Annotated in this window: 11 protein-coding genes and 1 pseudogene; 9 read left to right on the top strand and 3 right to left on the bottom strand. The window is 40.0% G+C overall.

Annotated elements, in window-relative coordinates; all coding sequences use genetic code 11:
- The first annotated feature begins 488 nt into the window (after positions 1-488).
- The 7 genes from V7K60_RS14715 (at position 489) to V7K60_RS14740 (ending at position 6,397) form a co-directional block, all read left to right on the top strand.
- Positions 489-1,268 carry a phosphate ABC transporter ATP-binding protein gene (locus V7K60_RS14715; RefSeq protein ID WP_334926616.1) on the top strand — a complete coding sequence of 260 codons (780 nt, stop codon included), beginning with the start codon at positions 489-491 and terminating at the stop codon, positions 1,266-1,268.
- Between the two features lie 186 nt (positions 1,269-1,454).
- Entirely contained in the window at positions 1,455-1,577 is a 123-nt protein-coding gene (locus tag V7K60_RS35280) for an IS1/IS1595 family N-terminal zinc-binding domain-containing protein (RefSeq protein WP_442944404.1), read from the top strand.
- A gap of 8 nt (positions 1,578-1,585) precedes the next feature.
- A complete protein-coding gene (locus tag V7K60_RS14720; RefSeq protein WP_334926617.1) occupies positions 1,586-2,737 on the top strand; it encodes an NYN domain-containing protein in 1,152 nt (383 codons plus the stop codon).
- Positions 2,738-2,818: 81 nt separating this feature from the next.
- A complete protein-coding gene (locus tag V7K60_RS14725; RefSeq protein ID WP_334926618.1) occupies positions 2,819-3,523 on the top strand; it encodes an SDR family oxidoreductase in 705 nt (234 codons plus the stop codon).
- A gap of 106 nt (positions 3,524-3,629) precedes the next feature.
- Positions 3,630-4,712, top strand: coding sequence for a 4-hydroxyphenylpyruvate dioxygenase (gene hppD, locus V7K60_RS14730; protein WP_334926619.1), 1,083 nt, complete (start codon positions 3,630-3,632; stop codon positions 4,710-4,712).
- Positions 4,713-4,958: 246 nt separating this feature from the next.
- Positions 4,959-5,507 carry a hypothetical protein gene (locus V7K60_RS14735; RefSeq protein WP_334926620.1) on the top strand — a complete coding sequence of 183 codons (549 nt, stop codon included), beginning with the start codon at positions 4,959-4,961 and terminating at the stop codon, positions 5,505-5,507.
- 197 nt (positions 5,508-5,704) lie between these two features.
- Positions 5,705-6,397 carry an HAD family hydrolase gene (locus V7K60_RS14740; protein WP_334926621.1) on the top strand — a complete coding sequence of 231 codons (693 nt, stop codon included), beginning with the start codon at positions 5,705-5,707 and terminating at the stop codon, positions 6,395-6,397.
- 155 nt (positions 6,398-6,552) lie between these two features.
- Here V7K60_RS14740 and V7K60_RS14745 read toward each other — a convergent pair whose 3' ends face one another.
- Entirely contained in the window at positions 6,553-7,179 is a 627-nt protein-coding gene (locus tag V7K60_RS14745; RefSeq protein WP_334926622.1) for a CPP1-like family protein, read from the bottom strand.
- A gap of 649 nt (positions 7,180-7,828) precedes the next feature.
- Here V7K60_RS14745 and V7K60_RS14750 point away from each other — a divergent pair.
- The gene (locus V7K60_RS14750) at positions 7,829-8,548 is read left to right on the top strand and encodes a response regulator transcription factor (protein ID WP_334926623.1); all 720 of its coding nucleotides are present in this window, start codon (positions 7,829-7,831) and stop codon (positions 8,546-8,548) included.
- Between the two features lie 671 nt (positions 8,549-9,219).
- Here V7K60_RS14750 and V7K60_RS14755 read toward each other — a convergent pair.
- Positions 9,220-9,411: pseudogene (locus V7K60_RS14755) on the bottom strand (DUF2811 domain-containing protein); the annotation flags it as partial.
- 471 nt (positions 9,412-9,882) lie between these two features.
- Between V7K60_RS14755 and V7K60_RS14760 the strand changes: the two are divergent.
- The gene (locus tag V7K60_RS14760) at positions 9,883-11,157 is read left to right on the top strand and encodes an MFS transporter (RefSeq protein ID WP_334926624.1); all 1,275 of its coding nucleotides are present in this window, start codon (positions 9,883-9,885) and stop codon (positions 11,155-11,157) included.
- 110 nt (positions 11,158-11,267) lie between these two features.
- Here V7K60_RS14760 and hisIE read toward each other — a convergent pair whose 3' ends face one another.
- On the bottom strand, positions 11,268-11,918 hold the full coding sequence (gene hisIE / locus V7K60_RS14765; protein ID WP_334926625.1) for a bifunctional phosphoribosyl-AMP cyclohydrolase/phosphoribosyl-ATP diphosphatase HisIE: 651 nt from the start codon (positions 11,916-11,918) through the stop codon (positions 11,268-11,270).
- Between the last annotated feature and the right edge of the window lie 69 nt (positions 11,919-11,987).

The following is an 11,987-nucleotide window of genomic DNA, read 5'->3' on the forward strand; positions in this document are numbered from 1 at the left end:
ATTGATGAATGGTTTTCGAGCTTCTCCGATTCATTTCTCTATAGCTAGCTAATCTTCTCCTATTTTTCTTCCCCGAAGGTAACAAAAGAGGGTTATATACAGGGAAATTCAGAATTTAGGAGTAAAACACCCTTTATATCTGGGTTACAGACTTTGCTTGTGTACCTTACCAACTTGAAATCTGCTGTATGATATTCGTATTTTGATTTCTACGTCACTATTTTAAATCGAACTAGACCTAATCCTTTTTCATAAGCAAGGATGGTATATAGGTCAAGCTGCAAAAGATGGGTATAAAAAGTCTGTAAAAGATACATTTTGAAACACAGCCTTGATACAAATATCTAGTAACACTTTCTTTGCTGCATGGCTACTGTATAGCTACGTAAGTTCCATGAATATATCCTTTTGGGAGTAACATAGTAAAACAGCATTGCTGATTTGTACTGTTTTAGTTTGTCAAGTTTTGTTTCATACGTTTTGAGAATATGAGTAAACTAATTCCAGCCATCAGAGTCAAAAACTTCAGCTTCTATTACGAAACTAAAAAGATAGTTGAAGGCGTGTCAATGGATATTTATCAAAACCAAGTCACGGCAATTATTGGTTCTAGTGGTTGTGGGAAGTCTACTTTTCTTAAATCGTTAAATCGCATGAGTGAATTAGAAGGAGATGTGAGGGTTGAAGGAAGAGTAGAATTTTTTGGGCAGAGTATTTATGAGCGTCGTGTCAATATCAATCGCTTACGTCGCCAAGTTAGTATGGTTTTTCCCAAACCAAATCTTTTTCCCATGAGCGTTTACGATAATGTTGCTTATGGGGTGAAATTAGTTGGCTGGCATCCGAAAGTAGAATTAGATGGAATTGTTGAATCTGCCATCAAAGCTGCCGAACTTTGGGATGAAGTGAAAAATAAGCTGCACAAATCTGCTTTAGAGCTTTCTGGCGGTCAACAGCAAAGATTATGTATTGCCCGTGCTTTAGCGGTCAAGCCGAATGTTCTTTTGATGGATGAGCCTTGTACAGGTCTTGATCCTATGGGTAGTATGAAAATTGAGAATTTGATCCATAACTTGCGTTCTGAGTTGACAATTGTGATTGTTACTCACAATATGCAGCAAGTTACTCGCCTATGTGATTTTACCGCTTTCTTTTATAGTAATGAAAATCGTATTACTCAAATGGTTGAATTTGGTACTACAAATAAAATCTTTACTAACCCTGTGGATTCTCGCACGCGCGACTATGTTTCTGCTCGCGTCTGTTGAAGTGTTTCTTAAATTCTCGCTATTCAGAGGGTTACTACATGGTGCAAGCAAAAGTAAGGGGTTAAATTGAATTTCCGCTTGCTTTAAGTTTTTCTGGTGTTGGGCAATCCGATCTGATATTGACAGTATTTTTTTATACTATATATTTAAAGACAAGTATTTGCTCTAGATCACCTGAATCACAAAATGAAATGTCCCCGGTGCGAATCTACTTCATATCATAAAAATGGTCGTCGGAATGACAAGCAAAGTTACCTCTGCAAAATTGTGGTAAACAATTCCTTGAGCCTTCATTCTCTCGTTCCTTAGAAACTGACTTGCTTGCTAACAGCAACGGACATACTAAAGTATCTACGGCTGAAACGACAGAACTTTCTTTATTAAAAAACCTGCCAGAAGAAAAAATTACAGAGAAAAGTCTTGGCTCTTTTAGTTTGACATTAGCTGAACAACTGCTGCAAACGATATTATCGCCTAGTTGGTTAGAATCTGCTACTTTCAGCCAATTTATCCAAAAAATTAAACAAACAACTGAAATAAAACATCAATTAGAAACAGGAATATCACTTCTACTTTTGGATGGAGAAAACTTAAAAGTAGATATTAATTCAGAATTATTTTTAGCTAGTGTCTGCAAGTATCCTCTCCAATTTAAAATGGCATTTACTAACTGGAAAAATCCAAGTATTGGAAAGCAAGATATTGAACTATATAACCGTGGCTATCAACTTGTCCACGTGCCAGAGGGTAAGGATAGTGCTGATGCAAAAATGATCGCTTTCGGTGCTTGTGTTTCACGCTCTTATCCAACAGTTAAAGAAATATTAGTCTGCTCTAACGATGGAATTTTAATTCACCTTTGCAACGAACTCCAAAACCAAGGATTAATTGTCTATTGGGTACGCAGACAAGGGCAAACTTTGCATATAGAAAACCGAAATACTGGCAAATTAACTCATTATTCTTTAGCAATGGCAACAGAAGTCCCATCCTTGGAAAAAGTGGTTGAGCAAATTCAAGATTTAATGAAAAATGAACAAAATTTAATCAATACTCGATTACACAGTTTAGCAACTATTGCAGCTTTATTTCAAGAAAGTGCCAATATCAATATTAAACATAATACAAAACAACCAGAAATTCAGGAAATAATACCTGTTATAGATAAGTCATCTGCACAATCTATTCAAGAACAAAAAGAAGATACTGCGGAAATTCCTAATGAAAAAACATTAGATAAATTCTTATTAAAAATCATTCAAGATATACAAATAAAGTCTCCCCAAACTAAATTATCTGTGTCTAAGCTAGGCTCAGAGTTACGGAGAATAACCGGAGAATCTCCTAATTCAATTATTAAAAAATTAAAGTTAGGTTTCAATTTTACCAAATATTTAGAATCATCTCCCACATTTACATTAAAGGCGAGTGGCAAGGAATATGAAGTAACGCCGCTACTCTCTGAATAGATACTTTCTAGATGTCTACCTACAACCTGAGCCTGTAATTCTGTATTATGTAAAAAGATGTAAAGAAATGTAAATAATACAATGCAGGATAAAGTTGTTGTTATTGTCGGTGCTACTGGTGGTATTGGTTCAGCTTTAACACACAAACTTGCGCCTACCGGAGTTCGGTTGGTACTAGCTGCCAGAGATACAGTTCGTTTAACCACACTGGCTGCTGATTTACCAGGAGAAGTTTTGACTGTTGCCACTGATATTACTGACCCTCAACAGGTAGATACTTTGATAGAAAAGACTATCGCTGAGTTTGGTCAAATTGATATTTTAGTGAATGCAGCTGGTGCTGGTATACTCAAGCCCTACAACAGCCTGGAACCCGCTGATTTAGACAAGATGTTAGATGTCAACTTAAAAGGTAGTTTTTACACCACTCAGGCGGCTGCTGAAGAGATGCAAAAGCGCAAGTCTGGTTACATCTGTAATGTGGTAGGAATTCTAGGCAAGCATTCGATGGGGATGGCAGCAGCTTATTCTGCTTCTAAGTTTGGTGTTGTCGGTTTTAGCAAGTGCATGGCAGAGGAACTCAAGCGTTTTGGTATCAAGTTCACGCTATTCTACTTTGGTGGGGTAGATTCTCCTTTTTGGGATAACGTCAACCTAAAAGTAGACCGAAAAAAAATGCTCAGTCCTGAAACTGCTGCCAATGCAATTTTCTTTGCCCTTTCTGCCGAACCGCAAGCAGTGCCAATGGAAATTAACATTCAACCTGATAGTCATTTGTTTTTTTAGAGTGGGAGTAAGCTTATATAATTATTGCTTAGGAAAGACGTGAAAATCTAGCAAAAAAGGCAAAATTTACAGATATATAAACTGTTATGCTTGATTTTCAATATCTATGAAAATTGATCACGTTCATTTCTATGTAGAAGACGCCAAAGTGTGGCGGGATTGGTTTGTACGCCATCTTGGTTTTCAAGCTGTAGCCGATCGCATCAGTTCATTTCACACTTGTACAGAAGTGGTGAAAAATGGTGATGTCTGCTTTTTTCTGTCTTCACCACTGTTGCCTACAAGTCCAGTAGCTGAGTTTCTGCGTCAATATCCACCTGGTGTGGCAGATGTCGCTTTTGCTATCGAAAATGTCGAAGGCGCGATCGCCCTAGCTCAAAAACATGGTGTTACAATCCTACAACCCATCCAGGAACGCCAGGTAGGTACGGCGTTCATCAAATGTGGCAAAATTGCCGCCTGGGGTGGATTGACTCATACTTTGATAGAAAGGTCATTGGTCATTTGTCCGTCTTCATTTGTAACTAACACAAATGACGAAGAACAAATGACAAATGACAACACTTTTACCGCCATAGATCACATAGTGCTGAACGTGGCAGTTGGTGAATTAGAGCGTGCTGTGGGTTGGTACGAGAAAATCCTAGATTTTCAACCCCAGCAGGCATTTAAAATTAAAACCAATCGCTCTGCTTTACACAGCCAGGTGATGGTTTCACATAACGGTAGCGTCCAATTGCCAATTAATGAACCAGCTTCCAGGAATTCTCAAATTCAGGAATTTCTAGATGTCAATCGGGGGCCAGGAATTCAACATATTGCCTTGCGGACGACTAATCTTGTGAGTGCGATCACTAAATTTCGTGCCAGTGGTTTATCTTTACTCTCGGTTCCCCAAACCTACTACTCGCAACTAAAACAGCGACCAGGACTTACACTATCACCCTTAGAATTAGAAGCGATCGCTCAACAGGAAATTTTGGTGGACTGGCAAGAATATACTCCCGTAGGGACAAAACAAACCGCGCCCCTACTACTGCAAATTTTCACTCAGCCCATTTTTGAACAGCCGACATTTTTCTTTGAGTTTATTGAACGCCGTTTCCAAGCTCAAGGTTTTGGCGAAGGTAACTTTCGCGCCTTATTTGAAGCTATTGAAAGCGAACAAATCAAACGCGGTACTTTGTAATGATGCCTGAGTACAAAATATCAATTGAAATTCAGCCAGACTCCAAAGAAGTTGATTTTGTAGATAAGCAACTTCAGGATTTCAATGTAGGCAAGATTAGAGATTAGCAATATACGCCATGAGTGAGGCTGCCATATATGCCGTTCTGACTCGTATTATGCTACGTCGTCTAGTCATCTAAAGATTTACTTTATAAATAGTCTCTAATGATAAAGAATTTAAAGTTATTGGAGAGGAGACAAATTAATGGCCAGACTTGATTTGTGGGCTGAAATTATCCCTGGAGTTTCCGCAGCAGGATTTAGTATTGGACAACATCTTTCATCAATACCTGATCTTAGCGAACCTAATCTGGTTGTCAATCTCCAAGAAGAAAGAGAGAAGAGAGAAAAAGGATTGAAATCAATTAATATCAACGAAGCTTTATCTAAGTCGGATGGCTGGATCTGTCAGAAAATCTGCTCAGATTCTGAGAAGTTAGATGGACATAAAGTTTTCTATTATAAAGACAGGATTGTACTTATTGAATTCAATTCAGATGATATTCTATTCGAGATTTTTGTGTTTGAGGGCTACCAAGGAAAGTTTTTTGATAAATTTGAAATCGGCTCTAAGGTTTCGGATTTAAGCGAGTATCTTGAACTTGAATATGATAGCGGGGATGAAATGCATTATCCTTCTGAATCATCTCATGTTAAAGGTATTGCCTTCTATGGTGCAGAAGAATCTCTAGAAGATAATCCTGAACAAAAAATCATGGGTTTTTGCGTACATAACTGGAGTTTACAGGTATAGATATGAGCGTAGGGTAAGCTCATGAAAGGAATTATCTGCTCGATCCGAGTTTTTGGAGAGTTAGAAGATTTTCCTCCAGGTCATCGTCGATACTTTCTTAAAAAGAGTTTACAAAAAAACCCTTAGTTAAACTTGATAGTCTCCAAAAATAGCCATACATCTGAGATAATTTTAATAAAAATTAACATTTTCCGCCGATGCTAAGACTGATTACTGACTTCGACGGCCCAATTATTGATGTTTCCGAACGGTACTACCGCGTTTATCAATTCTGCTTAGATAAAACCCGTCGCCCAGATCAAGTAGTGCAAGAACTTCCGAAAGCAGAATTTTGGCAGTTAAAGCGATCGCGGGTTCCTGAAAAACAAATCGCCTTAAATTCTGGCTTAGACGAAGCCCAAGCCCAAGAATTCGCCCAGTTGCGGCGGCAAACAGTGCATACAGAACCTTACTTTCACTATGACACTCTCGCCCCTGGTGCTGTGGATGCATTGTTAAAAATTCAACAAGCTGGAATTGATTTGGCAGTGATGACGATGCGCCGATTTCGGGAACTAGATTATGCCTTCCAAAAACACGATTTAGGGAGATTTTTCCCAGAAAATCGTTGTTATTGCCTGACTAACGACTACGTTAAAACTCGCGATATTGAAGATAAGCCCTTGTTGATGGCTAGGGCATTAAAAGAATTGCCCCCGTCTGCTGATACCTGGATGGTGGGGGATACAGAAGCCGATATTACCGCAGCTAAAAATTATGGGATTAAGGTGATGGCTGTGGAATCTGGAATTCGCGATCGCACCCAACTAGAAATTTACCACCCCGACTTAATCGTTAAGGATTTTAGCGCTGCTGTAGATATAGTTCTAAAAGCTAAACACCTTGTTTAAAAAGGCTCTGTAGCTGCAACAGATTTAATTAATCAGCATTCGGGTTGCAAATTAAAATAGGAGTCAGAATAGGTATTCTGACTCCTGACTTTTTTATCTCAGAAGAACACATATAAACTATGTCTTCTTTATAGAAACCTGCTTACAGGAGTGGTTTAACGTAGAAAACTACTAATTAACCACAACAATATAAACGTCACTACAGTAGAGAACTGATTCGTTTCCAGACTAATAAATGATATTTGTGGTAAGAGCCAGCTAGCAACTAGTCCCCCAGCGATTAGGCCAATTATTAAACTGACCAGGGTGAACAAAACTGCTCGGCCAAATTTGCCTTCCTTACGATTAAGAAAGTAAATACTAGTGCCTACACCAACCACCAATGCTAACTGCAAAATCTGATCGCCTCCCTCTGGATAGAACAGGCTAATAGAACTCAAACCGAGAAACCAAGCTCCTGGTAAGAGTATATCCGCAGGCGTTGGCTGATCCAGCATCCGTTGCAGCCATGCAGGTGACTGCTCGCGAGGGGTTGGACTTTCTTTAGGAGGCGATTGCACTCGCAACTCTGGAAACCGTATCCGCTCAGGGACTTTGATTTTACCTTCCTGGCGCATCCGTAAGCGATCCATTAAAATCGCATCGTAAGCCGCCTCAATCACTTCTAAATGCTTGGCATCGCCATTATGTTGCTCGAATAGGCGATTACGAGCATCCTGAATTTCATCGAAGCTAGCCTCTTCTGATACCCCAAGTTTTTCGTAGGGATTTTGATCGCTCATGGGAGTTTGTTACTTCAGCCTCAGTCAGCGGCAGTCTTTTATCGAATAAAAAACAGCTTTAGGTCTTATTTTGATCGAAACTAAAGTCTCGACCTATTTATATGCCCTACCAGGATAGTAGCACGGGTTAGTTTGATCGACTTTGTAATTTCAACTATAGTCACTTTAACATATCGTTATAACTCCGTGTATACCCTCATGTCGTTGTCTAATTCTAGCTTTAATCTAGAATTTGAACGGAGAGTACCTAAAATTCATGGTTTTTATGAAAAAATCAACTTTACTGTTTCAAATTTGGCAACTTACTGTGCCCTAAAAGAGTTTTTTTTAATTATACTGAATAATCGCTTGTGGTATATATCCACATATCGATTTAAAATTGAAACGTTTTAAGTTACCACCTAACTGGGATCAAGAAGGTGTCTTGCTATCAAGAACGGTTGCAGTTAAAGTCAGAGCGCTTATATACTGTTGGCTAATAGAAGTTTCGCCTTCTCATTGCCCATAATCCTGATTAGAGTATTTATTTTTGAACGATCAGGATTCTTATACCGTAGCCATGTAGATTCTTAGTTAATCCCAAAGTGGCAACTGCGTTTTTACGCAACTCTCTTGTTAATCTTACGAATTTTTGTGCAAAGTAATGGTCATGGCTCCTGCCAAGATTCTTGTTGTTGACGACGACCCTGCGGTTCGGAATTTAATCCAACGCTTTTTGATTAAGCAGAACTATCAGGTGGAGGCTGCCGAAGATGGAAAGACAGCCTTAACTCTATTTGAGCAATTTAACCCTGATTTGGTGATTCTAGATGTGAATTTACCAGATGTCACAGGGTTTAACCTCTGCCAAGAGATGCAAAGTCGTAATGGTGTTTTTGTTTTGATGTTGACTAGCCGTGCTGACGAAGCTGATAAAATTCGCGGCTTTGCTAAAGGTGCTGACGACTATCTCACCAAGCCTTTTGGGCTAGGAGAGCTAGAAGTCCGAGTTGGAGCTATTTTGAGGCGTCAGCGAGTGATAACTACGGCCGAGCAGAAACGTTTGGTATTTGAAAAACTTATGATTGATCCAGTGCGACGGGAGGTAGCACTTAATAACCAAGCAGTACCCTTAACTGCTCTGGAATTTGACTTATTGCATTTTTTAGCTAGTCATCCAGGTCGAGTTTGGCGGCGGGCAGAACTAATCCAAGAGGTGTGGGACTATGAATATGTCGGCGACCAGCGGGTTGTAGATGTACATATTGGCCAAATTCGCAAGAAGATTGAAATTGATGCTAGTCAGCCAGCATTAATTCAAACTGTACGTGGCGTAGGTTATAAGTTTGAATCTGCTGCTCACCCCCAGCACTTGGAAGGCAAATCCTGAGTTTATAGTCTAGAGTTTTTTAACTCTTGACTATAAACTCTTGGGGTAGTAGTTGGTGAATTCTCTTGGCTTTAGTAACAGACAAATTTAGACAATCAAAATAAATAGATATTCCTCAAATACAGACCAAAGAGTTATTTGAGATATTTATTTATCTATCTATTTAAGATAGTGGACAGGGGAGAGAGTCTACTGGAAAATATTTCTTGGTATGTTACCGTTTTGGTAAATATAACGGTGCTTAGATTGGAGTTCATCGGGTACATAGCTAGTGCATTGGTAGTCAACTTCAGCTAAAGTCCCCTTAAAACCCCGTTTCTAGCCTCTGTCTGGAAATGCTAATCATTGGGCTGCTGCTGTAAGTCAGGGAAGCGGCAGCCTCAAAATAGGTATTCCCAGTCGGAGACTGAAAACAAAGGTAAATTCCGCCCTATTACCAACTACTTTTGGCAACAAGAGAAATTATTAGAACTTTTTTATGGATCGGAATCTACCGATCTTTTTTATTGTAATATTGCCGATCGCTATTAGCTTAAAATCCCGTTAATAGGGCACGGTATGCCGTGCCCCATTAATAAATAGGGGAATAACGCCCTTCATACCAGTACCTATGGGGTGTCTAGTAAATTAGCTGTTGCTGGTGAGTCGGTACAGGGCATTTCTACTGTGGAGTGGTGAAACAAAGTTTCCAGATAGACTCGCGCAGCACGGCGATCGCTATCTCCATTTTGGAGTAAAAATAATGATAGCGCCGCCGTCAATACTCTGTTTTCATCCCAATCGGGATGGGTTTCTAAGTAGTTTTTTAAGGATTCGTGGAGTGTTTCAGGAATTTCTGTAAAGATACTAACCGTTGATTTCATGAGATTTTCCTCCTATGAGGATAATCAAGAGGGACAAGTTGCTTGCGGTAAAGCGGTTTAGGGCTTCACACGCTCTTTCGCTATCCCGACAATCTACGCTGGCATCTGGTGGTAATATATTTTACACATTTAATGCCAACGGTTGAACAGGATTATAAAAGCAAGCCGCATCATTGTGCGCCAAGAGGGGGTGGGTTTGTCAATGCTGCGAAATGTTAAAAACGATTGTATAAAAAATAAATGTGAACGAAAGAATCGGGATTTAAGTCGATTTTTTGTTACTTTACTTCATAAAAACTCAGTCCTTAAACTTCTTTGCTACTTGTAATTAACAATCCCCAGTAAGACAGCAAGAAGCCTATTAGCTCGTATAGCACCTGTGGAAAACTGCTAAAATCCCTGTGGAAACCCTGTGGAATAAGTGAGGAAAATAGTAGCCAATGATAAGAATTACCAAAATGTCATCAAACTATGACATTTAAACTCATGAAATTAGCTTCTCAATCTCAGTCATCATCGTGGTTGCCCTCGATACATCCCCAAGTCTGGATTTTCGCAATTGGTAGATTTCTCTCGGAAGTTGGTACCGGCTTTACCCTGTTTTATGCGCCCATATTTTTTGTCAATCAACTTGGTTTATCTGCAACCAGTGTTGGGGTAGCCTTGGGTAGCGCCTCGATTTCCGGCATTGCAGGGCGGATTGCAGGTGGTTCTTTGGCTGATTCTGAATATTGGGGACGCCGCCGCACTTTGTTGCTAGCGACGGCGATTTCAGCAATTGCTTCTCTAGTTTTAGCTGCAACCAATAATTTCACTTCTTTGGTAATTGGTAGCTTGATTAGCGGTTTAGGGATAGGTTTCTATTGGCCTGCGGCTGAAGCTGTGGTTGCTGACGCTAGCCAAATTGACAATCGCCGGGAAACTTTTGCGATCGCTCGACTAGCTGATAATCTTGGGTTAGCGATCGGAATTGTGCTGGCTGGGTTTTTGATCGCGATAATTGGGAATTATCGATGGCTATTTGTGATTGATGCCATCTCTTTTATGGTATTTTTTGGAGTTGTCTATGTGGGAATTGCTGAAACTGAACAACAGCAGATAGAGGAATCTGAAAAGACAGAACATTTTGCTGCTTGGATGGCAGTATTAAGCGATCGCCGTTTCCTGGTCTACATAGCAGTTAATATATTCTTTACAATCTATATTTCTCAAATCCACAGCACCCTACCGCTTTACTTCAAAAACTTTGTCCTTGTCGAAAGTACCGCCAAGGGATTTGCTGAAACTACCATTAGCAGACTATTTGCTTGGCATCTAGTGTTCGCAATTATTTGTCAGTTGCCTGTCACCAGCATTTTAAAACGTTGCTCTCACACACTTGCACTCACTGTTTCTGCCATTTTCTGGGCAATTGGTTTCGGCCTCATTTGGGTAAGCGGCACTGCCCCATCTCATCATCTGCTTTGGGTAACATTGGCATTAGGAGTATTTGCTGTGGCGATTGTTTCTTATACCCCATCTGCTGCCTCTTTAGTGACTGAGTTAGCCCCGAAAAATCAACGCGGGGTTTATTTTTCCATCAACGCTTTGTGCTGGGCTATTGGATATTTTATTGGTCATCCCTTGGGTGGATGGGCATTAGATCAACCACAAAATATTACTAATAGTTTATGGCTATGCTTCAGCTTGAGTGTAGCGATCACTGTGGTAATTTTACAGTACCTGAATCGAATTTTGGCTGAGTGATCTAATTCTCACATTCAGGAGTGCTGTTAGCGGTAACTGGGCGTTGAGCCAGCGCGATTATTGCTTTTTTTACTCAGCACTCTTTTGGTACGAGAGTTGTTTTTTTCGCTCTACTGACGACGTTCTTGGAGCTTGCGATATACAGATTTTAAATCAACTTGATGGTGAGCTAAGGCAACCAAAGTATGATATAGCAAATCAGCCACTTCACCTGCGATCGCATCTTCTTGATCATCTTTAAAAGCCATTACCACCTCAGCGGTTTCCTCACCAATCTTTTTCAAAATTTTGTTATCGCCACCTGCAAATAGTTTACAGGTATAAGAACTTTCAGTAGGATTATCGCGGCGATCGCATATTACTTGAAACAATTGCGACAATGTATCACCCAGTGGTGCAATAATTTTACCTTCTATTTGGTGAAAACAACTGCGCTCTCCAGTATGGCAGGCAACATCTCCTAATTGTTCTACCCCAATCAGGAGCGCATCACTATCACAGTCATAACGGATACTTTGCACTTTTTGGATATGCCCAGAAGTCGCTCCCTTGTGCCACAATTCTTGCCGGGAACGGCTCCAAAACCAAGTTTCTTCAGTTTCCAAAGTCTTTTGTAACGACTCCTGATTCATCCACGCCATCATCAGGACAGTACCATCTAGATAGTCTTGGACAATTGCAGGCACTAGACCCCGTTCATCGTAGCGAATTTTCTCAACCGGGATAGTGTAATGCAGCGATCGCGAATCGTTAGAAGACATACCAGCTAGTTTGCTCTCATGAGAATAATTTATGGATTCACGATACCATTCAGAATAGGCTAGCTGATA

Origin of the sequence: Nostoc sp. (assembly GCF_036917555.1) — a bacterium.
Taxonomy (GTDB): Bacteria; Cyanobacteriota; Cyanobacteriia; order Cyanobacteriales; family Nostocaceae; genus Nostoc.